The organism is Enterococcus sp. CR-Ec1, from assembly GCF_002850555.1.
Classification (GTDB): Bacteria; Bacillota; Bacilli; order Lactobacillales; family Enterococcaceae; genus Enterococcus_D; species Enterococcus_D entomosocium.
This window is the reverse complement of the sequence record NZ_CP025223.1, coordinates 1,897,321-1,920,502: the sequence shown is the minus strand read 5'-3', so window position 1 is coordinate 1,920,502 and position 23,182 is coordinate 1,897,321. Positions and strand designations below refer to the sequence as shown.

26 protein-coding genes and 1 pseudogene are annotated in these 23,182 nt (G+C 42.2%); 17 read left to right on the top strand and 10 right to left on the bottom strand.

Annotated features, from left to right (window positions below):
* Window positions 1–34 precede the first annotated feature (34 nt).
* The 5 genes from CXM95_RS09270 to CXM95_RS09250 all read left to right on the top strand — a co-directional run bounded on the left by CXM95_RS09270 (window position 35) and on the right by CXM95_RS09250 (window position 3,553).
* On the top strand, window positions 35–739 hold the full coding sequence (locus CXM95_RS09270) for a flavodoxin (RefSeq protein ID WP_267892583.1): 705 nt from the start codon (window positions 35–37) through the stop codon (window positions 737–739).
* Between the two features lie 468 nt (window positions 740–1,207).
* Complete coding sequence (locus tag CXM95_RS09265; RefSeq protein WP_034878550.1) at window positions 1,208–2,089, top strand: LysR family transcriptional regulator; 882 nt, start codon at window positions 1,208–1,210, stop codon at window positions 2,087–2,089.
* Between the two features lie 164 nt (window positions 2,090–2,253).
* The gene (locus CXM95_RS09260; RefSeq protein ID WP_016611811.1) at window positions 2,254–2,820 is read left to right on the top strand and encodes a flavodoxin; all 567 of its coding nucleotides are present in this window, start codon (window positions 2,254–2,256) and stop codon (window positions 2,818–2,820) included.
* A complete protein-coding gene (locus tag CXM95_RS09255; protein WP_016611809.1) occupies window positions 2,789–3,133 on the top strand; it encodes a carboxymuconolactone decarboxylase family protein in 345 nt (114 codons plus the stop codon). The genes CXM95_RS09260 and CXM95_RS09255 overlap by 32 nt, the downstream gene beginning before the upstream one ends.
* A complete protein-coding gene (locus tag CXM95_RS09250; protein ID WP_008379994.1) occupies window positions 3,134–3,553 on the top strand; it encodes a cupin domain-containing protein in 420 nt (139 codons plus the stop codon).
* A gap of 209 nt (window positions 3,554–3,762) precedes the next feature.
* On the opposite strand, the gene CXM95_RS09245 is transcribed toward CXM95_RS09250, so the two are convergent.
* Window positions 3,763–4,617, bottom strand: a complete 855-nt coding sequence (locus CXM95_RS09245; RefSeq protein WP_034872658.1) for a LysR family transcriptional regulator — start codon at window positions 4,615–4,617, stop codon at window positions 3,763–3,765.
* Window positions 4,618–4,734: 117 nt separating this feature from the next.
* Between CXM95_RS09245 and CXM95_RS09240 the strand changes: the two genes are divergently transcribed.
* The 8 genes from CXM95_RS09240 (at window position 4,735) to CXM95_RS09205 (ending at window position 13,091) form a co-directional block, all read left to right on the top strand.
* Complete coding sequence (locus tag CXM95_RS09240; protein ID WP_086299421.1) at window positions 4,735–5,649, top strand: ACP S-malonyltransferase; 915 nt, start codon at window positions 4,735–4,737, stop codon at window positions 5,647–5,649.
* Window positions 5,650–5,654: 5 nt separating this feature from the next.
* A complete protein-coding gene (gene mdcA, locus CXM95_RS09235) occupies window positions 5,655–7,301 on the top strand; it encodes a malonate decarboxylase subunit alpha (RefSeq protein WP_101699045.1) in 1,647 nt (548 codons plus the stop codon).
* A 25-nt stretch (window positions 7,302–7,326) separates the two neighbouring features.
* The gene (locus CXM95_RS09230) at window positions 7,327–7,626 is read left to right on the top strand and encodes a malonate decarboxylase subunit delta (RefSeq protein WP_005226050.1); all 300 of its coding nucleotides are present in this window, start codon (window positions 7,327–7,329) and stop codon (window positions 7,624–7,626) included.
* The gene (gene mdcD / locus CXM95_RS09225) at window positions 7,616–9,298 is read left to right on the top strand and encodes a biotin-independent malonate decarboxylase subunit beta (protein WP_101699044.1); all 1,683 of its coding nucleotides are present in this window, start codon (window positions 7,616–7,618) and stop codon (window positions 9,296–9,298) included. The genes CXM95_RS09230 and mdcD overlap by 11 nt, the downstream gene beginning before the upstream one ends.
* Window positions 9,299–9,301: 3 nt before the next feature.
* Window positions 9,302–9,895 carry a malonate decarboxylase holo-ACP synthase gene (locus tag CXM95_RS09220; RefSeq protein ID WP_005231351.1) on the top strand — a complete coding sequence of 198 codons (594 nt, stop codon included), beginning with the start codon at window positions 9,302–9,304 and terminating at the stop codon, window positions 9,893–9,895.
* A 24-nt stretch (window positions 9,896–9,919) separates the two neighbouring features.
* Window positions 9,920–11,005 (top strand): acyltransferase family protein, encoded by a 1,086-nt coding sequence (locus CXM95_RS09215; protein ID WP_086299423.1) that lies wholly within the window; start codon window positions 9,920–9,922, stop codon window positions 11,003–11,005.
* A gap of 12 nt (window positions 11,006–11,017) precedes the next feature.
* Window positions 11,018–11,875, top strand: coding sequence for a triphosphoribosyl-dephospho-CoA synthase (locus CXM95_RS09210; protein WP_086299424.1), 858 nt, complete (start codon window positions 11,018–11,020; stop codon window positions 11,873–11,875).
* 172 nt (window positions 11,876–12,047) lie between these two features.
* Window positions 12,048–13,091 carry an AI-2E family transporter gene (locus CXM95_RS09205; protein ID WP_101699043.1) on the top strand — a complete coding sequence of 348 codons (1,044 nt, stop codon included), beginning with the start codon at window positions 12,048–12,050 and terminating at the stop codon, window positions 13,089–13,091.
* A gap of 71 nt (window positions 13,092–13,162) precedes the next feature.
* Here CXM95_RS09205 and CXM95_RS09200 read toward each other — a convergent pair whose 3' ends face one another.
* The 4 genes and pseudogenes from CXM95_RS09200 to CXM95_RS09185 form a co-directional block, all read right to left on the bottom strand.
* The gene (locus CXM95_RS09200; protein ID WP_086299426.1) at window positions 13,163–13,639 is read right to left on the bottom strand and encodes a GNAT family N-acetyltransferase; all 477 of its coding nucleotides are present in this window, start codon (window positions 13,637–13,639) and stop codon (window positions 13,163–13,165) included.
* A 177-nt stretch (window positions 13,640–13,816) separates the two neighbouring features.
* Window positions 13,817–14,041 carry a hypothetical protein gene (locus CXM95_RS09195; RefSeq protein WP_005235901.1) on the bottom strand — a complete coding sequence of 75 codons (225 nt, stop codon included), beginning with the start codon at window positions 14,039–14,041 and terminating at the stop codon, window positions 13,817–13,819.
* 159 nt (window positions 14,042–14,200) lie between these two features.
* The gene (locus CXM95_RS09190; RefSeq protein WP_086299428.1) at window positions 14,201–15,166 is read right to left on the bottom strand and encodes a Gfo/Idh/MocA family protein; all 966 of its coding nucleotides are present in this window, start codon (window positions 15,164–15,166) and stop codon (window positions 14,201–14,203) included.
* A pseudogene (locus CXM95_RS09185) lies at window positions 15,163–16,055 on the bottom strand (MurR/RpiR family transcriptional regulator). Before CXM95_RS09185 ends, CXM95_RS09190 begins: the two are co-directional and overlap by 4 nt.
* A 204-nt stretch (window positions 16,056–16,259) precedes the next feature.
* Between CXM95_RS09185 and CXM95_RS09180 the strand changes: the two are divergent.
* The 3 genes from CXM95_RS09180 to CXM95_RS09170 all read left to right on the top strand — a co-directional run bounded on the left by CXM95_RS09180 (window position 16,260) and on the right by CXM95_RS09170 (window position 18,799).
* Window positions 16,260–17,285, top strand: coding sequence for a Gfo/Idh/MocA family oxidoreductase (locus tag CXM95_RS09180; RefSeq protein ID WP_086299429.1), 1,026 nt, complete (start codon window positions 16,260–16,262; stop codon window positions 17,283–17,285).
* Window positions 17,286–17,357: 72 nt separating this feature from the next.
* Window positions 17,358–17,798, top strand: a complete 441-nt coding sequence (locus CXM95_RS09175; protein WP_308810356.1) for a heme-binding protein — start codon at window positions 17,358–17,360, stop codon at window positions 17,796–17,798.
* A 23-nt stretch (window positions 17,799–17,821) separates the two neighbouring features.
* On the top strand, window positions 17,822–18,799 hold the full coding sequence (locus CXM95_RS09170) for a Gfo/Idh/MocA family protein (RefSeq protein WP_086299430.1): 978 nt from the start codon (window positions 17,822–17,824) through the stop codon (window positions 18,797–18,799).
* 62 nt (window positions 18,800–18,861) lie between these two features.
* Here CXM95_RS09170 and CXM95_RS09165 read toward each other — a convergent pair whose 3' ends face one another.
* Entirely contained in the window at window positions 18,862–19,050 is a 189-nt protein-coding gene (locus tag CXM95_RS09165) for a hypothetical protein (RefSeq protein WP_005226063.1), read from the bottom strand.
* Window positions 19,051–19,230: 180 nt separating this feature from the next.
* Between CXM95_RS09165 and CXM95_RS09160 the strand changes: the two genes are divergently transcribed.
* The gene (locus tag CXM95_RS09160; RefSeq protein WP_086299431.1) at window positions 19,231–20,556 is read left to right on the top strand and encodes a dihydrolipoyl dehydrogenase family protein; all 1,326 of its coding nucleotides are present in this window, start codon (window positions 19,231–19,233) and stop codon (window positions 20,554–20,556) included.
* A 242-nt stretch (window positions 20,557–20,798) separates the two neighbouring features.
* Here CXM95_RS09160 and CXM95_RS18840 read toward each other — a convergent pair whose 3' ends face one another.
* The 4 genes from CXM95_RS18840 to CXM95_RS09135 all read right to left on the bottom strand — a co-directional run bounded on the left by CXM95_RS18840 (window position 20,799) and on the right by CXM95_RS09135 (window position 23,052).
* Window positions 20,799–20,966 carry a hypothetical protein gene (locus tag CXM95_RS18840; protein ID WP_005235914.1) on the bottom strand — a complete coding sequence of 56 codons (168 nt, stop codon included), beginning with the start codon at window positions 20,964–20,966 and terminating at the stop codon, window positions 20,799–20,801.
* Between the two features lie 308 nt (window positions 20,967–21,274).
* Window positions 21,275–22,069, bottom strand: coding sequence for a hypothetical protein (locus tag CXM95_RS09145; RefSeq protein WP_005235915.1), 795 nt, complete (start codon window positions 22,067–22,069; stop codon window positions 21,275–21,277).
* Entirely contained in the window at window positions 22,059–22,598 is a 540-nt protein-coding gene (locus CXM95_RS09140) for a sigma-70 family RNA polymerase sigma factor (RefSeq protein ID WP_005235917.1), read from the bottom strand. The genes CXM95_RS09145 and CXM95_RS09140 overlap by 11 nt, the downstream gene beginning before the upstream one ends.
* Window positions 22,599–22,659: 61 nt before the next feature.
* Window positions 22,660–23,052 (bottom strand): hypothetical protein, encoded by a 393-nt coding sequence (locus CXM95_RS09135; protein ID WP_086299434.1) that lies wholly within the window; start codon window positions 23,050–23,052, stop codon window positions 22,660–22,662.
* Window positions 23,053–23,182 lie beyond the last annotated feature (130 nt).

Here is a 23,182-nt window from a genome sequence, read left to right as displayed (position 1 = left end):
AATCTGATTGATAATAAGAAAAAGGGGTAATATGATGAAAAAAATTTTGTATGGAATACTTTTTTTAGTGATCTTTCTCACCGGATGTGGTCAATCACAAAATGAAGAGACAGAAAATGGTGCGACGACTGACAATACAGCAGAAGTTGATGGTCTAGAAAGTGAACAAGTAGGGAATGGAGGGGTAGAAGCTACGATTGCCATAGCATACTTTACACGTCCAGAGAATTTAGAACAAGAGCCTGAGATCGAAGCTGTTTCAAGAGCCAGTTTTAATATAGTAGACGGTGAACTCGCAGGAGATGTGCGCATTTTGGCTGAAATGATCGCAGAGGAGACAGGTGGTGAATTATTCTCCATTCAGACAGTATCAGGCTATCCAAATATTTATGATGAACATACAGCTACAGCCACTGTAGAGGTGGAAGAGGATGCGAGACCAGAATTGATGGAGAATACTGAAGAACTAGAAAATGCAGACGTTCTTTTTATTGGATTTCCTATTTGGTGGAACCGGGCACCGAGAGCTATTTTAACATTTCTTGAATCAAATGATTTTAGCAACAAACAAATCGTTCCATTTGCAACACACGGTGGTAATGGATTAACAAATAGTCAAAATGAATTGGAATTGCTATATCCAGACTACGAATTTCTCCCAGGATTTGGGGTAAGAGGGGGAAATGTGGAAGCGTCTGAAACGAACCTGCAGGATTGGCTAACGGAAATTGGATTCTAGCTATTTCTTTAGGTATCAGCAGATGGATGATACCTTTCTTGAAAAATAAAATGAAACATAATATTGTTATGGTAAACTAAATTTAATCGGAAGTCACAGCTACAATGAAGGAACATAAGGATCTTCATCGCAGCTGATTTGTAAAAAAAATCTATTATTAACTTGCTACATGAGCTTGTATAGATATTTAGACTATCTCGGGTAAGAATAAGCATAACAAAAACCCACTTATCCTACGTCAAATGCCATAAAATAAATAGCTGATAAACCTGTTCGTTTGTGCGAACAGGTTTTACATGTCATTCCATAAAACGATCTTCTTAAAATTCTACAGTCTTCTCCGCTTTTTTAGCATGATTCGCTGAATTAGCGATTCTTTGTTATTATTAAAAATGAATAGACCAAGAAGTAGGATGATTCTTTTCATCGCTAAGAGTTAAAATGTTGCAAAAAAGAGGAGGCGATTTAGTGGAATTTCGTTTATTAAAATATTTCTTCACGATTGCAGAGGAAGGGACAATTTCTCAAGCTGCAGAAGTGCTCCACATCACCCAACCGACATTGAGCCGTCAATTAAAAGAATTAGAAGATGAATTAGGAACGGCTCTTTTCATTCGTGATAATCGTACAATGCTCTTAACGGAAGCAGGTCGTTTTTTAAAAAGCCGTGCCGAGGAGATATTGAGTCTAACGGATCAAACCATGCAAGAGTTTGAAGATCGTAAGAAACAGTTGTTTAGTGGTCATTTCACAATTGGCTGTGTGGAAGCAGATAATTCCGACACGCTTTCCTTGATGTTGGAAGAATTTATCAGTGACTATCCAGATGTCCGCTTTCATATTCACAGTGGCACAGGAGATGATATCAACGAGCGTTTAGAGAAAGGCTTATTGGATTTGGCGATTTTGATCGAACCCATCGAAATCGAGAAATACGAAAAAGTCGTTCTACCAAGAAAAGAAACTTGGGGCATGTTGACATCGGCTGATTCTTTTCTCGCCCATAAAGAAGAGATTACACCAGAGGATATCAAAGGGGTGCCATTGCTAGTGTCAAGGCGTCCGGAAGTGCAGCAAATGTTCAGTCAATGGTCAAAAATACCAATAGAAGAATTACCGATCGTTGGAACATATAACTTGATTTTCAATGTCTTTTCCTTAGTAGAAAACCATGTTGGTTCGGCGTTGACCATCAGCGGAGCTGTCGGAGAACGGAGGGATGAAACGATCAAATTTTTGCCTTTAGTCCCTCAAATCGAAACCAGCTGTGTCTTGGTGTGGAAAAGAAATCGTGTGATGTCGCCGGTTGTGACGGCGTTCATTGCCCGCTTTCGTGACGCTTTTGAATAATTGCATCCTAAAAGCCAAAAGAAGTGGAGTGATCCGCTTCTTTTGGCTTCCACCTCTCCCTATGCTTCGTAAGCATAGGGACTTTTTATAGAAAGCATTATTCAACGGCTCCGCTTTGCCTTACTATTAAATATACCAAGAAGAGAAACCAAGGAGGTGACAAAATGCCGGCAATACTTGTGTATTCACGAGCAGGGGAGAATCTTATTGAAGGGCAGCGAAAAAAGCTGATAGTGGGAAATACGCGGGTTCTAGCAGAGAAAATAGCAGAGAAATTACAATGCCCGCTTTATTCTCTTGAACCGACTTATCCTTACCCTGAAAGCTATCAAGCAATGGTCGAGCTAGCAAAAAAAGAAAAGGCGGCTAATGATTTCCCTTTCTATCAAGAGATATCGGCAGCGTTTTTTAAAGAACGGGTCTTGTTTATCGGTTTTCCCAATTGGTGGGGCACATACCCGATGATCCTAGCGAGTTTTTTAAAAGATCACCGATTGGAAGGGAAGATTATTTTTCCGTTTTGTACTCATGAAGGCTCAGGATTCGGCAATAGCATTGAAGACTTTAAAAAGACTTGTCCTGATGCAGTTGTTTATCCTGGATTAGCTGTTCGTGGTTCAAGAATAGAGAAAGCGGATACAGCTATTCGAAATTGGTTAAATCAGCATTTCATTAAAATAGATGAAGGAGTCGATCGATATGGTCAAGAAACAAACAGCAGGAAGAGATAACTTAGGCAACTTTGCGCCGAAATTCGCGCAACTGAATGATGATGTGTTATTTGGTGAAGTTTGGTCACGTGAGGCAGAATTGGCTCCTCATACGAGAAGTTTATTGACGATATCTGCCTTGATTTCCGGTGGCAATTTTGAACAGTTGACTGCCCATTTAACGATTGGCAAGGAAAACGGGATCACTGTAGAGGAAATTGCAGAAGTAATCACTCATCTGGCTTTCTATGTTGGCTGGCCCAAAGCTTGGTCTGCTTTTAACATCGCCAAAACGGTTTATCAAGAAGAGCTAGCTGAATTGGAGGAAAAATAAATGTCAAAAGCTGATGCAGCAAAAGAAGCAGGAATCTTTTTATTGGGCAACACAAATGATGCCTATGCGCAATATTTTAGCGGTCAGAGTTACTTGAATCCTTTAGTAGCTGATTCAGCGATTCCAGTCAACGTTGGCAATGTGACCTTTGAACCGGGTTGTCGCAACAATTGGCATCGGCATATCGATGGTGGGTATCAATTGTTGTTGGTGACTTCAGGAGAAGGCTGGTACCAAGAAGCAGGTAAGAAACCGCAAAAACTTACTGTTGGTGATGTCGTAGTCATCAAGGAAGGGGTCAAACATTGGCATGGTGCAGCAAAAAATAGTTGGTTTGCCCATGTAGCGATTACTGCTGGTGCTTCAGAATGGTTAGAAGCAGTCAGTGATGAAGAATACGATCAATTGCCTGACGCATAAGTGATGGTAAGGCAGCCGTACTTGAAGGCGTGTAACAAATCTTATGGGGTCTCACTTGACTGCAGCCAATACTGTGGCTAGTCAAAAGAGATTGAAGAGATCAATGTGAATGAATGTACGGTCGATTCGATGATTCAACCGGGGTAAATAGGAAACAAAAAGAAGTGTCCACTTGCACAATTAACGTGCGAGTGGACGCTTCTTTTTGTTTAACCAAGATAAAATTCAATCAAGGTTTTTGCAATCAATTTTGTCATGGGATGACCTTTCGTAAAGCTTGATGCCAAATAGATCGTCCTTGATAAGGGGAAATCTGCTAGTTCACGTAAAACGAAAGGTGCCTCATCTTCATAACCCCAAGTAATTTTAGGAAAGAAGGTGATTCCTAGTCCTTGATTGATAAAGGAGCGCAGCGTCGCTGGATCGTCCGTCGTTGAGCCGATAGTCAAACTGATTTTTTTGGCTTCAAAAGCTTCGTCAATGGTTCTGCGCAGCGGGCTGTTTTCAACCAGCATCAGCAAAGGCACGTGTTGGATATCGGCAACTTGCAAGTCTTTTTTTTCTGCCAAGGGGTGCTTTTGGGGGATCGCCAGTAAGATGGGTTCCGTGAATATCGGCAGATTAGTCAAGCCGTTCTTTGGCTCTGAGGTAATGTAGAAGGCTTGTTCTTTGTTGGTCTCCTTACTGCCGTGCTGCTTGATCGAAAGTTGGATCTCAGGGTGCTTTTCAACGAATGTCGCCACCAGGTTAGGCAAGGAAACGGATGCGACTTCAGAGTAGATCGTCACTGCCGGGACCATTTCTCCATTTAAGGCTTGGATCGCACTCATTCCTTCGTCGAAACGTGCTAACGTCTCAACGACATAGGGATAAAATTCTTCAGCATACATCGTCAACTCGATATGCCGACCGGCATGATAGAACAAAGGAACGCCTAGTTCACTTTCTAAGTGTTTCATGGCACGGCTCAAGGCAGGTTGCGAGATGTATAATTCTTGTGCAGATTGGGTAATATTTTTCGATTCGGCTACTTTTTTAAAGTAGCGTAAATGATCAAGGTTCATCAGATACTCCTCTTTCCATACCTTTTGGTTATGGATATTCACGAAACTGGTATTTTTTATTATAACAAACTTCCGTTATTATGACACAGGAAAGAGAAATTGCTTAGGAGGTGTTTCATGAGTACAGGTTTCGTATACCCAGGACAAGGCAGTCAGACCAGCAAGATGCTTGAAGACGTACCTGCCAGTTATTTCCATCGGCTAGAACAGGCGACAGGCTTTGATTTACACCGTCTATCGGAGAATCTCGAACAAGATACCGTCTCTATTCAGTTGGCGCTTTTAGTAAAAGCGGCTTTTTACACGGACCAGATGAAAGCCTCTGGTGTGCAACCTCAGCTTGTGGCGGGGCATTCGATTGGCGCTTTTTCCGCTGCGTTAGCTTGTGAAAGCTTAAGTTTCGAAAATGCCGCTAGCTTGGTCTATCATCGGGCGACATTGATGAAAGAAGCCTATCCGACTGATTATGCCATGGGGGTACTTGTTGGTGTAACGAGAAGTGAAGCAGAAGCGCTCGTGGCAAAAACATTTGATCCTGCTGCTCCCGTCTATTTGTCAAATGAAAATTGCCCCATGCAGCATACGATCTCTGGTCATCTCAAAGGCTTGCGCAAGACGCTGGCTCAAGCGAAAGACTATCATGCGCAAACCGCCAAACTTTTAGCAGTGCCTGTGCCGTCCCATTGTGTGTTGATGACAGAACCCGTGAAACGGTTTGCGCCATTTATGAACACGGTATCCCTTGATGTGCCTATCTGTCCGTACCTCAAAAATACAGATGGGCGGATGACCATGAATCCTGAAGAGATCCGCCGTGATTTGCTGCAAAATATTGCTTTTCCGGTGCAGTGGAACAAGATCATGGATGTTGCCTACGAAGCAGGACTTGATTTGGCTCTTGAATTTCCTCCGGGCAACACCTTAACAAAACTGATCCAAGCAAAATTTGGTGAAAACAAAGCGATCCGTGTGATCAATTTGGATCAACATGGCATGGATGATGCTTTATTCCTATATCAAAAATGGAGATGAATAGAATGGAAAAACCTGCAAGAAACTGGGCAAGTAAACGTGAAAAGAAAGCCCAAACCATGAAAAAAATCGAGCATCTTCTCGATGGAAAATATGTCCCAACGGAAGCAATCATTGAAGTCTTAGAACAGTTGATCCGTCCGGGAGACAAAGTGGTCCTTGAAGGCGACAATCAAAAACAAGCAAGCTTTCTATCAAAAAGCTTAGAACAAGTCGATGCTCAAAAAGTCAACAATTTGCATATGATCATGTCGAGTATCTCCCGTCCAGAACATTTGACGATATTTGAAAAAGGCATTGCAGCGAAAATCGATTTTTCTTATGCAGGCGCACAAAGTACGCGCGTTGCCCAAATGATTGAAGACAAAACCATGAAATTAGGGGACATTCATACGTATTTGGAATTATATGGTCGCTTATTTATCGACTTGATTCCGAATGTGGTCCTTGTGGCGGCGGACAAAGCCGATCGCCAAGGAAATCTTTATACAGGTTACAATACGGAAGAAACACCAACGATCGTCGAAGCAGCAGCCTTTAAAGATGGGATTGTGATCGTCCAAGTTAATGAAGTGGTCGATCGTTTGCCGCGGGTCGACATTCCCAGCGATTGGATCGATGTCGTCGTGGTAGCAGACCAACCGTATCAATTAGAAGCCCTCTTTACGAGAGATCCGCAAAACATTACGGAATTACAAATTTTGATGGCGATGATGGCATTAAAAGGAATCTATGCAGAACATGAAGTACAATCGTTGAATCATGGGATCGGTTTTAATACCGCTGCGATCGAGTTACTTTTACCAACCTATGGAGAAACCCTTGGAATCAAAGGAAAAGTAGCGAAAAACTGGGTCTTGAATCCTCATCCAACGATGATTCCAGCTATCGAATCTGGTTGGGTCGAAAGCATCCACAGTTTTGGTGGGGAAGTTGGTATGGAAAAATACATTGCCGCTCGTCCAGATGTATTCTTTGTAGGAAAAGACGGCACGATGCGCAGCAATCGAGCATTATCCCAAACTGCAGGTCAATATGCCACCGATATGTTTATCGGTTCGACCTTACAACTGGATTATCAAGGAAATTCTTCTACAGTGACGAAAGGCCGCTTATCTGGATTTGGTGGTGCACCAAATATGGGGCATAATCCGGGGGGCCGTCGGCATTCGACTCCAGCTTGGCAATCCTTGCGGGATGAAACAGATCCTTTAGCAAAAGGACAAAAATTAGTCGTTCAAATGGTTGAAACGTATGGTTCCAATAAAAAACCTGTTTTTGTAGAAACGTTAGATGCGTTGGCTGTCCAAAAGCAAGCTGGTTTAGCCAATGCCCCAATTATGATCTATAGCGAAGATACGACGCATATCGTGACAGAAGAAGGCATCGCTTATCTTTATAAAGCAAACTCAAAAGAGGAAAAACAAGCAGCAATCGCAGCCATCGGTGGTGTAACCCCACTAGGAATGACCAGCACAAAAGCTTCTCTGGATGCCTTGCGCAAAGCGGGAATCGTGAAATTACCAGAAGACTTAGGGATCAAACGCAGTGATGCCAAACGATCATTGCTAGCAGCTCAAACCGTTGATGATTTGATCGAATGGTCCGATGGGTTGTATGAACCGCCAATGAAATTCAGAACGTGGTCTTAATAAGAGCAAGAGGAGAGAAGAAGAGATGGAAAAATTAGCTTATACGTATCAAACAACGAAACCAGTCACCAAAAAAGTCCATGTTGGCGTGGTTGGTTCTGGTGACTTGGAAATTCTGCTTTTTCCAACAGACAAACAAGAAACCACCGTTTCAGTTTGTACAGGAAGTGATGGCTTTGGCGATGTGTGGCAAAATGTCTTGACACGTTTTTTTGAGCGCTATCCAATCAGTGCGCAAATAGTGATCAACGACTTTGGCGCCACTCCCGGTGTGGTTTACCTACGATTAACCCAAGCAATGGAGGAACTAGCAGATGAAGAATAGTTTTGTAGAATTAAATGCCCGAGAACGGGTGCACGCCTTATTGGATGCCAAGAGCGGTCGTGAATTGATCGATCCATTCGACCAAATGATCGCACCCAATCTGGTGGCTCAAGACATCGTGCCACAAAGCGATGATGGGATCGTTGTTTGCCGTGGAACGATTTCTGGAGAAAACGTGGTCGTGATCGCTATGGAAGGAAAATTCCAAGGTGGCGGGATCGGTGAAGTTTCTGGTGCTAAAATCATCGCGGCATTGACTCATGTGTTGGAAGAAAACCAAAAGGGCAATCCGATCACACCGATCATCATCCTCGATACTGGTGGCGTACGCCTCCAAGAAGCGAATTACGGCTTATTGTCGATTGCAGAAATCGGCAATTTGATCGTTGCAATAAAATCGTATGTGCCAGTGATTGGCTTAGTGCCAGGTGGGGTGGGTTCTTTTGGCGGTATGTCGATTACCTCAGCACTTATGAGCTACTTGATAGCGACGAAGAAAGCCCGTATCGGTTTGAACGGTCCTGAAGTCATCGAACAAGAAGCTGGCGTGAGAGAATTTGATTCCAGTGATAAAGATTTGATTTGGAATACCATTGGCGCCAAACAACGTTTGGCAGCACAAATGATCGATGAACTAGTGACTGACAGTGTCGAATCGATCCAAGAAGCTGTGATTGCGGCGATGGTTGAAAAGAAAGACAGTCATCGCAGCGAAAAAAGTGGTTTTTATCTTTCTCTTTTAAACGAACTTGATCTATCAAAGCCGCTGGCTATCGAGGCATACAATAAGGCTCTTGCAACGCATAAAGCAACTGAAGTGGCACCTATTACTGTAACAGAAGGCCAAGAAGCTGCTGCTGACAGTATCGGTTATCATTGGTTTTCAGCATTGACGAATCTGCAGTTCCCAACCTCAACTAGTGCAACTGTCTATGCAGCTGCATCTGACCTTTTTACTGAAGAAGTCGTTGTTACAGCGATCGTGCCAAACCCAACTAATCCGATGTATCGGGTACGCAATGGAGAAGTTGGTTTAGTCGAAGGGTACGAGATGGGCCACCTGTTAGAAACTGTTTATCAAGAAGACAAAGAGAAAGCAGTCAAACGACCAATCATTGCGGTCATCGATGTCCCTAGCCAAGCGTATGGCTACAATGAAGAATTGATTGGTATTCATGCAGCTTTAGCAAACAGTGCGGCAGCTTATGCCAAACTACGCCAAGCGGGTCATCCAGTGATCGGTTTTATCGCTGGTAATGCGATCTCTGGGGCTTTCTTAGCGCATGGCTTGCAATCAAGTCGTCTGATCGCATTAAATAGTGAAAAGATCACTGTTCAAGCAATGTCAAAAGAAAGTGCAAGTCGGGTCACCAAACGGTCGATTGCAGCGATTGAAGCCGCGGCGGAAAAAGTACCAAGTATTGCTTATGATATCAAAAATTATACGAAACTTGGGGCAATCTTCACTTTCTTATCCTCCATTACGGATCAGTCTGTCACCTCTGAAAGCAAAGCGACTGTAATTGAAGCGATCAATGAGGCGATTGATGATGTGCGTAAAACGAATGACACGATGTTGACCAGTCGCTACACCAATCCGATCGCTAAAAAGAGCGGCCGGCTGGAAACGAATAACGTATTTGAAAAAATGAATGCAGAATGGAATGAGTAACGAATGAACCGTGCCCACGATATCGTTCAATTAGATAAAGAAGTTCTTGATATGATTGATATTCCCAAATGGTTTTCTGAAAAAGAACAGCTTTTTGCGACCGTCCGTCGTGGGAAACCCCGTAACCCCAGCTATTTACCCGTGGGGTTGCGCGGGGAAAAGCGGCAAGAACGGTTTGCCTTTGAGGCACCTTGCAACATGATCAAACGAACGATCCATCCTTGGGAATTGATCACTCGTGAGAGCTTTCGATTCAATGAAGTAGCCAATTATCCAGTTTACCGCAACTATCAACAAGCACGGCTTTTATTGAAGCACTATTCTTGGGGAATCGGTGGCAGCTTGGGTTTTGAATTGGCTGCAAAACAGGCAGCAATCAAGCCGACAAGTGATTTAGATCTGTTGCTTTATGCCGACACGAAAGAAAAGCTGCCACTGGAACTATTGGAAAAGCAGGCAGCCTTTTTTCAACAGATCGATGTTCAAGTTATCACAAAACAAGGCGGGTTTGCCTTAAAGGAGTATTTGGAACATCCATCAAAAAAAATCTTAGTAAAAACAGACGAAGGGCCAAAACTCACCACTGAGATTTGGTAATTATTAGAAAAGTGAGCGAAAAACATGTTTGAGAACAACGATTTAAAAATCAACATCAGTGATTTCCAAAAAGTATTTGCCGTGACAGCAGTAATGATGCAAACGATTTTGACTTTTGCCTTATCCAATACCCAAGATGAAAAGACTGCAGCATTCATCGGTACCTTTTATGTCTTGGTGAAATTTACCGCACCCCTGTTTATTTTTGCTATTGTTTATAACATGGTTAAGACAAGTCAACATCTGTCTTATCTAGAATTTTTGAAAGAAAAGTTTTTTGAACTTGTCGTGCCATATGTGCTTTGGACGACGGCTTATTTATGGCTCTTTCCCGCTGTCCAACAAGGAAAACCTTATACTGATACAGCAACGTTTTTACTGAAATATGTGACGGGGGATGCGGCGCCACACTTGTGGTATACGATCATGATGCTGCAGATCCAATTGTTGATGCCGTTTTTTGTCTGGTTAGGCTACAAAGTGTTGACGAAGAAAAAAAATGTTTGGCCAGTATTGATCGTCGCAACTGCTTTGTATGTCGCTTGGTATGTGTTTTATGATCGCCAAGTTTTTGAAGGACCGCATCATGAAAGCTGGTATTTATTGGATCGGTTTGTCTTTAGCTTTGTGATCTATGGGATCTATGGCGAAGCCGCTTTGATTTATCACGAAACCGTCTATCGCTTCCTATACAAGATTCGCTATGCTTTCTTGCCAGTGGGTTTAGCATTGGGGCTATTATCTGCCAATCATCTGCTACATTATGCAGGTGATCTAAGTTTCGCTCATGCACCGTATTTAAATACATTGCAAAGCTTATATAGCTTAGTATTGATTTTTGCAGTCTTTATGTTTGGGTCAACTATGCTCAAGAACAATGCCCCTCAGTTAGGGACATTTAAGTGGCTATCTACTTATGCGTATCGAACCTATCTTGCCAATGTTTTTGTCTTTCAAGTTTTGTTGCTATGCTTCAAAGATTTGTTGCTGCAACTGCCAATGGGCATCATGATCATCGTCGCTTATTTGGCAACTGCCAGCTGTGGTTTTTTAACAAGCTATGTTTTGCATGTTTTATGGGTAACGATCAAAGGTCAAATCAAAAAATAGAGGAGGAGTTGGATGTTTGCATTTGCTGTAGAAGAAAATTGTCAGCGACTCGCCCAATTGGTAGAAGAAGCCTTGATTGTAGAAGTGACATTGTCCCCAAAACCTGGGTTAGTGGATGCCATTGATTCAGGTGCCCATCACGATATGGATCAAGCACTCTTTTTGCGATCAGCTCGAGCATTGACGCCATACTTTGAAGAAATGGCCTTGGTGTCTTGGGGAAGCAGCATGTCTCAAGAGTTGCGGGAAGCAATCGCTGCAATCGGTCGGAAGGCAGAACAGGCGATGTTGGCAGCCACTGGTGGCATCAACACTCATAAAGGAGCCATTTGGGCATTAGGCTTGCTCATCAGCGCCGTCAGTAGCCAACTTAGTCGCAAACAGCGGATTTTTTTGCCAGAAGTCTTTTCTGACATCCAGCTTCTCACTGCATTTCCTGATCGTGCGCTGACTCAACAAACGGAAAGTCATGGCAAAACTGTTCAAGCCAAATATGGACATCTCGGTGCGTATGGGGAAGCTGCTGCTGGGTTCCCCCATGTTCAAATCGCTCTAGCGGATTATTTTTCTCGGGATTGTTCCAATGAGACTGAAAAAAGGCTCCACATGCTGTTGGCGATCATCGCTACACTGGACGATACGTGTATTTTATACCGCAGCAATCAAGAGGTACTGGCACTGGTTCAGCAACTCGCACAAAAAGCCAATCAGCAAGCATTGCCGAACCCAGCATTTCATGCACTAGCAGCCTTCTGCCAGTCAAAAAACGTGTCTCCCGGCGGTAGTGCTGATCTGTTGGCTGCCAGCTTCTTTTTATTGTCCATCAATTCGATTTTACCCGTAAATGAAGGAAGGACCGTTTATCAATAACTCTTTTCCTTAGAAGAAAGCCAATGATTCTTCTAAGGATTTTTTGTTTCATTTTTTCACTCGTTTAAGAAAAATAAAATCTCTTGCTATTTGCATAGTTTAATGATTAGATAATTCTTAGGCACTACTGAAATGCTTCATTGCTTCATTTCAACGAAAAAAGGAGTTACAGATGAAATACTATAATGCTTTTCTTCAAAATCTTGTGTTGCGGCGCTGGACGGTCTTGTTTATGCTTGCGGGCATTCTTTTTTTGTTTCGCAGTCTGATGACCATTCTTTTGCTGACCTTTATCTTTACGTATCTGATTTATCGGCTGGTTCTTTTGCTCCATCGAAAAAGCCGACTGCCCATCAAGCTTACGAGCATCCTGACTTACAGCTTGATTGTCTTCATTCTTTATTTAGTGGCAACAAATTATGTACCAATCATCATCAAACAATCCGTCCAATTAGTCAATTCCGTTGCTGATTTCTACCAACGGACAGACTCCAATAATGAATTGATCGAATATGTCTTGAATTTATTGCAGACCAGCGAATACATCCAGAAATTACAAAGCGGCGTTCTAGTCGTGATCAATTATCTGTATAATTTCGGTGAGTTGGCATTGAGGGTGCTGATCTCATTTCTGCTTAGTTTCTTCTTTATGATCGATAACAAAAAGACCGTTGCGTTTTCTCGGCTATTTTTGCAAGGGCGAGGGGCGTGGTTCTTTGAAGATGTTTACTATTTAGGAGCTAAGTTTACGCGTGCTTTCGGAAATGTGATCGAGACGCAGTTGGTGATCGCCTTAGTTAATACAGCAATCACTGTCTTCGCCATAGCGGTGATGGGCTTTCCGCAGCTGTTGAGTTTGGCGTTGATGATTTTCTTTCTCAGCTTGATTCCTGTTGCTGGTGTGATCATCTCGTGTATTCCATTGACGTTTATTGCGTATTCTATCGGCGGATTTAATGACGTGATCTACATTCTATTGATCATAGTGTTTGTTCATGCGTTGGAATCCTATATCTTAAATCCCCGCTTGATGGCCAATAAAACAGAGATCCCGATGTTTTACACGTTTATTCTCCTGTATCTTAGCGAACATCTCTTTGGCTTGTGGGGCTTGATCATCGGGATCCCATTGTTCACCTTCTTTTTAGATTTAATGAATGTGAAAGAGATTCCGCGATTGCGTAAAAAAACCGATGACACCTTGCAGGACCAATAAAAATGATTGCTGTAAAGGATGGCAATTGATAGAAAAAACCATCTCTGCCGATGAAAGGCGAGATGGCTTTTTTATTTCGCAGCAATTTTTTTCGTAAAGGAGACAAAGCAGATTGCTGAAGAGGTGCTTTGAAACCTGCCTGTTTGGGAATACCCCAAAGAATGATAAAAGTGAACCAGCTTGTGTTCTTGCAGGATCGTATTCAAATGTATCGTATCTGTTTGTACGTTCCTTTCAATCAAGGTCATTGCTTGTCTACCGATCCCGTGGTTCTCGTAGGAGGGAAGAAGGGCGATGGAAGATAGCTTCGTCGTATGCTCCTGCTCAACCGTCAGTTTTAGGAAGCCCACGGTTTTCTGAGCGGTCATGATTAAATAATAAGTGGTATTCGACGCAGAAAACTTTGCGTTTAGCTTCTCAAAACTTTGTAAATAGGGAGAAGTTTCTCCATCTTGATAACGGAGAAAGAGAGATTTGAAGGCAGCTTTTTGTATCAAGTAGATAGAAAGTAAATCGGAAAGCTTCGCTTCTTTAAGCTGAATGAGCATGCACACCTCCATAAAAAGTCAGACATCATTTGTTGAAAGACATTGATTCGGTATAGAAGGTCCTGATGAAAAAGCCATCGAAGAGCAGTCTTTCATTGGCTCGTTTCCGTTTTGATCCTTCCCTCAACCAGAGGTTCAAAAACGAAGAGATCCGCAGGGCTTCGTGCCAACGGTGTTTTATTGAAAAAGATCATTTATCGATGTAACCAAGTCGTCATAGGTTTGACCGGTAGCGATTGCATAAACGGAAAGCAAAAAGACGAGGGCTGCTGCCAGCACGTAAAAAATTCGGAGGCGATAACCGTCACCTGTCCGGCGATTTTTTACAAAAGTAAAAATCGTCACAGCTAGATAAGCGAAGGTCAATAAACAAATAAGATAAGTAATAATTTCTGGTGTCATGGGCGTTTTCCTTTCTTTTTCTATTTGTATAAAAATATACTCAATAAATATAATATAACCATTTCGATACCGTCAAAGAAAGCGCTCAATTTTTGATACAAAAAACTGACCGAGTGGTAGCCACTGGTCAGTTCTATTCAAAAACGATGGGGCATGATCTTAATTGTCTTTTTTTTCCGCATCTAGCAAGCTTCTTAGTTCATCTGCTAAAGCGATACAGGCAATACTATCCGTTAAGGACATCAGGGAATTTTCGAGTTGTCCTTGTGCAAGAGCGGTGTGAACTGCTTGAATCTCTGAATGGAAATCATCGATCTCGTACCCAATATCATAGACCGTGTCTTCTTGGTCAATCGTCACGGTAAAAGAAGCGGGGCGATGGAAGTTGGGGATCGTGATTTTCCCTTTTGTTCCTTGTAATTCCGCCACCGTCTCTTTTGTTTGGTCAAATCCAGTCTCAATCACTGCGACAAAGTCTTCACTGACAAAGCGTGCTTCAACGTAGGTATCAACCCCAGTTTCATAAAGGCTGTAACCGATCAATTCGGCAGTTAAATTTTCTGGTGAAAAATCTTGAATAAAGGCTAAGTTATAGATCCCCATATCCAGTAAAGCACCACCTTGTTTTGGCAGATAATGATAAGAACTGCCTTCGACTGGTAAATGGCGGCGAAAAGTAGTCGTAACACTGGTCAGCTCGCCGATATAACCACCATCCACAAGTTCTTTTAGTTTGCGATACGCTGGGGTGAAGCGTGGCTTCATGGCTTCCATAAAGAAGACTTCGTGTGCTTGGGCTTGTTTTTGTACATCGCGCATTTCTTGTGCAGTCAAGGTTGCTGGTTTTTCACATAAAACAGCTTTTTTTGCTTGAAAGGCTTTGATGATCCATTCATAGTGATACAAATGCGGCAAAGCAATATAAACGATATCGATAGCTGGATCATCTAATAGGTTTTGGTAGTTATCAAAGACGGCATCACACGGAAATTTTGCTTGAAACGCTTGCGCTTTTTCCATCGTACGACAAGCAACCCCATAAAGCTGGGCATCTTGAAAATTTTCTAGACTTGCAGCAAAGCGATTGGCGATATTTCCGGCACCAATAATTCCCCAATTGATCATTTCATTTCCCTCTTTTCTTCAGTTGACGGGTATTCTGAGAGAATCCCTGATTCCAAAACAGATTGTTTTTTTCTTAACTCGACAATATTTTTTGATATTCTTTGGCATACAGCAAGGCAAACAGTGAATCTAAAATATACTCAAAGGCGACCTGTGAAGAAAAGGTACCGACTTTGAGAAAATCACGTTCATCATGAGAAGCGATGATCGCATGGGTCGCTAATGGGATGATTTTCGCATGGGCGTTGCCAGAGATTACGATCACTGGTACCCCAACATCACGAAAGTGTTGCATGATTTTTTCGTATTGTGTATTTTTCCCACGATAGGTAATAAACACGGCACAATCATTTTGCGTGACGTTCGATGCATTCCACGCATCATCCCCATATTCATCCGCAATGATCAGATACTTATTGATTTTGACCAACTTATTTTGAAAACTCCTTGCCCGGATCTGAGAATCACCGCGAGCAAATAAGAAAATCCGCTGCGCAGCTTCCAACGATTGCACCACTGCTTCCATCGTTTCTGGAGCGACCTGAGCGTGGGTTTTGTGGATCGAGTTGATCGTTAGATCGGCCATTTTTTTCATAATATCAGGTGTTTGATCCTTGGGCGAAAAGGGAAAATTCGCGTCAACAAAGGTTGGGTTGAACATCTGATTATGGGCAATTTCAGCCAGACCTAAGCGAAAACTTTTAAATCCTTCATACCCCATCTTTTTGGCTAGACGAATGACGGAAGAGTGGGATGTGTATGTATGCTTAGCGATGACTTCAATCGTCAACGAAGGCACATCATTGATATTTTGCAAAATATAATCGGCAATCCGCTTCTCCGTATTGGTCAATCCTTCTTGAAGCCGTAATTTATCTCCTAATAACATCAAACCACCTCTTTCTAATCATAGCCTAGGACAAAGAAAACCAAAAGCAAAAACTGTGCCTTTTTGGCAATTTGGTAAAAATGTTCAGAACCACTCAACAGTTTGCGAAAAAGTCTGGTCAAAAGAACCTGTTTTTGGCAAAAGACTTCCCATTTCGAAGGATTTCATCAATAATCAAGCTATCAATTCATAGGAGGCGTTACAATGTTAACTATCGCATATCTCGGAAACGGAAAAAGCACCAATCGCTACCATCTGCCTTTTTCAACCAAGCTGCAGGATAAGATCAAAGTAAAGACGATCTATTCACCAAGCGGCAAGCTGACCTGGCCAACACTAGAAGGCGTTCATTACACCTCTGACTTAGAGGATATCTACCGTGATCCTGAAATTCAATTAGTTGTGGTCACGACCCCCAGTCATTTGCATTATGAATTAGGCAAGGATGTCTTGCTCCATGGGAAAAATGTCTTGATCGAAAAACCTTTTACGGAAACTTCGGCACAAGCAAAGGAATTGTTCGCACTGGCGCAAGAGAAAGGCTTATTTGTGCAATGCTATCAAAATCGCCGCTTTGATTCCGATTTTTTGACTACGCAAAAAGTGATCGAAAGCGGCGTGCTCGGAGATCTCTTAGAAGTAGAGATGCATTATGATTATTTTCGTCCAGAGATTCCACGGTCAGTGACCGAATTTTCATTGAATACTAGCTACTTGTACGGACACGCTTGTCATACACTGGACCAAGTGATCTCCTATTTTGGACAACCAGACGATGTCCATTATGAGGTTCGGCAATTGTTTGGAAAAAATCGCATGAATGATTACTTCGATTTGGATCTGTTTTATGGTCGAATGAAAGTCTCTGTCAAATCTAGTTACTTCCGATTAAAAGAGCGGCCTAGTTTTGTCGTTTATGGCGAAAACGGCGTTTTTGTAAAACAAACGAAGGATCGACAAGAAGAGCATCTAAAACAGTTTTATCTCCCAGATCATGCCGATTTTGGGATTGATTTGCCAGAGCACTATGGCACACTAACTTATATGGATGCTAACGGTGACTACCATGAAGAAAAAGTCATCTCTGAAATTGGTGATTATAGCCGTGTGTACGAGGGCGTCTATGAAACGATCATCCATGGCAAAGAGAAAATCGTGAAAGACGAAGAAACGATTTTACAAATCGAAATGCTAGAAACAGGCATCAATCAAATGATCACTGAGTCATAAGGCAGAGTGATTACGAGGCTTTTGACAAACAAAGCGCCTGAAGGCATCAACTGACTCAACGTAAAGGAGTAGATACGAATCGAATCTTCAGAAATCCTGCAAGAAGAACAGCAGCTGCAGTTTGCTCATTTTGACAATGACCTCGCATTGCGATTGGTAATTGCCATTGATCAGTACGTTAAAAGGAACTACCCGAAGCCTGTAGGGATCAAAGTTGTTCATCATGGCTTGCCGATCATTCGATTTTTAATGGCAGGGCGAAAAGAAAGCCCTTGGCTTGAAAGAAAAGAACGAACGGTACTAGAAAGCGGGCATAGTTCACTATACGTCTATGCGCAAAAAGATAGAGATATACAATTTGCTAAATGGGCACAAGACGAACATTATGCAGTTTGTGGTGGTGGTTTTCCAATTATCGAAGATAGAGAAGTCACTGGTGCTATCTGTGTGTCAGGTTTGGCCCATTTAGAGGATCATAAAGTGATCACCGAGGTATTGAAACAAATGATCTAAGAAGATAGAAAAGGGGAAGCAAGATGAACTTAGCGATTTTAGGGGCAGGCATGATCGTCCATGATTTTTTGACGGTGGCAGGGGATGTCCCGCAGCTTGAACTGTCCGCTATTTTTGGGACAGAAAATGATTTAGAGAAAATGAATCACTTAAAACAGCAATACGGGATTCAAACCGTCTATACAGAGTTAGGGGCATGTTTGGCGGATCCCTCCGTTGACACCGTGTATGTCGCATTGCCCAATCATTTGCATTATTCCTTTGCCAAAGAAGCGATCCTCGCTGGCAAACACGTCATTTGTGAAAAGCCATTTACGTTGCAGGCACGAGAATTAGTAGAATTAACAGAATTGGCTGCTGCCCATGGGGTGCTTTTGATGGAAGCCATCACGAATCAGTACTTAGCCAACTACCAAGGAATAAAAGCGCAGCTTGAAACATTGGGAGAGCTGAAAGTGATTGAATGCAACTATTCGCAATATTCTTCTCGTTATGATTCATTCAAAGAGGGAACCGTTTTACCTGCATTTAACCCAAAAATGGGTGGTGGGGCATTGATGGATATCAATATCTATAATATTCATTTTGTGGTCGGGCTTTTAGGAAAACCTAAAAGTGTCCGCTATTTTGCTAATGTCGAAGAGGGGATCGATACTTCTGGCATGCTGTTTTTAGACTATGAACAAACAAAAGTCGTTTGTATTGGCGCCAAAGATTCGACAGCGACGATTCGCTCAACGATCCAAGGGACGAAAGGATCGATCATCGTCAATGGGCCGACGAATATGCTTGCCAGCTATGACGTTGAACCGGTCAATGGGGAAAAAATCCATCAGGATCAAAGCGTTCACGGACATCGTATGTTTGAAGAATTCGCCCGTTTTGCACAAGCCATTCACGAAAATGATCATGTCTTTGTCAAGGAACGCCTTGCACATAGCAAGCTGGTGATGGAAGTAGTGGAAAAAGCATTGGCAGATGCCCAGATCGTATTAGGATAATCGCATCAATGTGGAAAGACACCAGCTTCTTAGAGAAGTTGCTGGTGTCTTTGTGTGTTGTCTTATTTTTTCTTCTTTAAACTCAATAAGGTTAGTGGGATACCCAAGGTGAGGTAGCCGACAATTGTCATCAAACAGACGACCAGCCAAAAATTATCTACTGCTAGAAACGCAATCAGGCCATAGGCCACCAGAATCGAGAGAAAATAAAAAAGAAAGAGCTGAAAAAAACGTTTAAAACTCACAGTCATTCATTCTCCTTTGTCGTTAAACTGACAAGAAAAGTATACCATATCAAACGCAATTTTAAGGGATGATTGTGATCATTCGCAGGAGCCGTTAAAGGCGAATTGTTTTGTGGGCTGACCGTGATTCGCTATACTTGAAGGGAAGAGAAAGAGCAGGATTTTTTTAAGAGAAGGAGGAGACAGATGAAAAAGGTGGATGTACTGATTATCGGAGCGGGTCCAGCTGGTACGGCTGCTGCCTACGGGTTAAAAGCCAAAGGAAAGACAGTGGCGATCGTCGAAGCTGATTTATGGGGTGGCACGTGCCCCAATCGCGGGTGCGATCCGAAAAAACTACTGATGCGAGGCGTAGAAGTCAAAACAGAGGCGAAACGTATGCAAGGCAATGGCGTTCAAGGGCAGGTAGCCATTGATTGGCCGGCACTGATGGCGTTTAAACGCTCGTATACTGATCGTGTGCCGGAGTCAACCAAACAAGGGCTACTGGCAGAAGGGATCACTACTTACTACGGACAAGCCGCTTTTCGTGATGTCCATACGGTCATCGTGGGCGCAGAAGAGATTCAAGCAGAAAAAATAATCATTGCGACAGGACAGCGTCCAGCCGTACTGCCAATCGTCGGCAAGGAGCATTTACAAAACAGTACTGATTTTCTTTCCTTTGAAAAGATGCCAGCAACGATTGCTTTCATAGGTGCTGGATATATTACCTTCGAATTGGCGATGATCGCTCAAGCAGCAGGTGCTGAAGTTCATGTGATTCATCATAATGACCAGCCATTAAAAGGATTTGATGCTGAATTGACCGCAGAAATGGTTCGTTCAATGCAGGACCAAGGTGTTTCGTTTCACTTTAACCAGAACACACAGCGAATCATGAAAGAACAAAACCACTATACAATTCAGACACAAGCATTGTCTCTCACCGTAGAAGCAGTGATTGGTGCCACGGGACGCAGACCCAATAGCGATCAGCTGCAACTGGAAAAGGCAGGGGTAGAAACGTCAAAACAAGGGATCGTTGTAAATGAGTTTTTGCAGACTAGTCAAACACACATCTACGCAATCGGAGATGTGCTAGCGAAAAAGCAGCCAAAACTGACGCCTGTTGCTAGCTTTGAAGCCGCCTATCTTGTCGAGCATATAGATGACCAGAAAACGCCCATCCGCTATCCACTGATCCCTACACTAGTTTTTGGTGCGGAAAAACTGGCAAGAGTCGGGATCAGTGAGCAAGAGATTGCCGATAATGCCTCAGAATATCATAGTGAGGTGATAGATCTTTCTTCTTGGTATACCTATCGACGAATCAATGATCAAGAGGCAAAAATCAAATTGGTTTATGACACATTTGATACAATCGTTGCTGTCACGATTTTTTCTGCACTGGCGGATGAGTTGATCAACCACTTCGTTTTTGTGTTGGAAAATCAGCTATCGAAAGAAGCACTGGCACAAATGATTTTTGCCTACCCCACACCTGCTAGCGATTTGTCCTATTTTCTATAAATAAACAAACAAGCCTGCGCTAGTTTCCGCTAGCACAGGCTCTAAATTATTATGTCCGTATTGACTATAGTCCGTGAACCTTAAATGAACCTTAAAGTTAGGCTGGGTTTCATTTAAGCAATGTCTTTGTTTTCTAGTAACCCTAGGTTTAGGCTTTTTTTGAAAGCCGACGGACAGCAACAATCAGTAAGATCGATGACAAGAAGAGTCCGACCAAATAGATGATGAAAATAGAATCTGGCTCATAGTGCCGATAATTGAATATTTTTACCATAAAAAAGAGAAACGGGATCGCTGCAATAAGGGTTGAAACGAAACGTTTCCGCCATTGTATGAAAAACGATCCAATCACTAGAAAAAGACAAAACGGGATCCAAAAGACCAAATGTCCGATAAGTTCGATTTTTCACACCTCCTAGCAAGTAAAATCATCATAACGTTTCTTCCTAAAAAGCAAGCGTGAATGAAAAAATAATCTCATTAGGCATGTATGAAATTATGAGTGGAGTCTTCTGAAAAGTTCACAAGAAATCTGAGAATTTCAAAAGGAAATGAAAAAACGGGCGGTTAGGAATGTCCCAATAGTCCGAGACAAGAAAGCACCTCTTGCAGCATTCGTTTTCACTTGAATCCTGCAAGAGGTGCTCTTCCGTAGAAAATCTGGTGCTTTATTCAATTGATATCAAAGAAATGATTAGGAAGGAACGGCAGTCTTTTTTTATGGCAAGATATTCTTACTATACAAAAGGGAAATGATCATACCTATATCCAATAGATCCTTATAATAAAATCCTTTCAGTGGACCAAAGTGTAAGAAAAATCCGAGAATCAGTAATACAAACAGCAGCAGGAAGAGCAGGTTGAAAATGGTCATCAAGCGAAAACTGAAATGCCAATTACTCAAGAAATACTGATATTTGGCTGCTCTGTAAATTTTGTTTTGAATTGGAATTTTCTTGAGTGCAGGGATCGATTCATGATAGGACGTAAATAATTCGTAGTCTTTTTTCGTCAGCACTTCTGAGAAAATGTGCGTCCCCGCTTGAAAGTCGAAATAGCCCCAATGGAATTGTTCTTTATCCTCTGGTGATTCGTGCTTCATCAGCTTTCTTGGCTTGATGGTGAACGCCTTGATGTTCTCATAGGGGTAACTGAAATAGGTGTTACTTTCTAAATAGTCGATGATGACCAGAAAAAGCATTCGGGTTTCTGTGAAAACCAACAAACGATTGCCGCGGGTATCATGAAAGATGTCACGGTATGCTTTTGCTTTCTCAGTTGTTGCATACGCATAGGCGCCAAGCCCTTGGTTGGCGAAGGCGAGGTTTCCATCTGGCGTCAAAGGCAGATAGCCAAGAATCGTTTCGTCTTTTGCTAAAAGCGTCCGAAGCTCCTCTAATAGATCTTGCAAGAAAACATATTGTTTGGACAGCTCGAAGGTTGTTGCTTTTTCTTGTTCAGTTACTTTTATCAGTGATTTATTTTCATTTAAGACTAACTGTTTAAAATCCATCGATAGTCATCCTTTCTTTTAAGCGTTTGCGGCCACGGGAAAGACGATTGTAGATTGCTGAGACATTTAAGTCCGTCTGCTCTGCGATGGTTTCGGGTGATTCCTGATAAAAATAGTAGAGCAGAAAGATCCTTTGATCAAGGGCTTCAAGGTCTTCAATAAAGCCCAAAAAGTTTTCCTTTGTTAAAGGTGATTCTTCAATAGCTAGTTCCTGCTCATCAACAGGTTTTTCTTCCAATGAGCGCTTGTTCAACTTTCGCTTGTGGTCAATCGCACGACTACGACTGATCAAAAGCAGCCAAGTAATCAAGCGGCTTCTGTCAGGTTGATACGCAGCAATCTTTTGCCAAACCTCGTAAAAAACTTCGTTCGCTACATCTTGGCGCTCGCTCACTTCATGCGGTTGGGAGAGGACACTATGAATCGTCCTCAGCATGCTATCACCATAAACAGCTAACAGTTCTTCTAAGCCGGCATAGTCTTTCTTTTTGATTCGTTCAATGATTTCTTCATCCTGCACCTTCTTCACCCCTTCACACTATATACGAAGAATTTTTGCCTTTTCTATCAGAAAAAGAAAAAAACCTCTGTTAACGAGGTTTATGATCTTTTGCCAGTAGATCTGTTGCCAAGCGCTGTGCCAAATACTCCCAAAGAATGCCACCAAAAAAAGCGCCTATCATATAAAGAGTAGCTGCTTGCAGCTCCAATGGATTATTTGCTAGCCAGAAAGAAAACAGCGAGCCGATGATGAATAGGTAGCTGCCAAAAAGCACTTGCCGCCACGAGCGTTTTTTAACAAACTTGCTAATGAGAAAGGTTGAAAGGATCATCAAGAGAATTTGGATGAATGCCAGAGAAGGAAGAAGTGCAAAGTCAGAAACAACCATTTCCCTCAATTGTTGAATCAAGAAAAAGAAAGCAAAGAGAATGAGCCCGCGTGAGAATATACTAAGCTGCAAGGAAGATATTTTTTTTCGCATTGGTTTACTCCTTGAAAGGTTTTCTTTATTATAGCAAATTTTTAGTTAAACAATGTAAAAAGATGAACGAGAAGGTCTGCAAAAAACTTCTCCTAAGTATGCGCTCTTTTAGTATACTTGAAAGAAACGA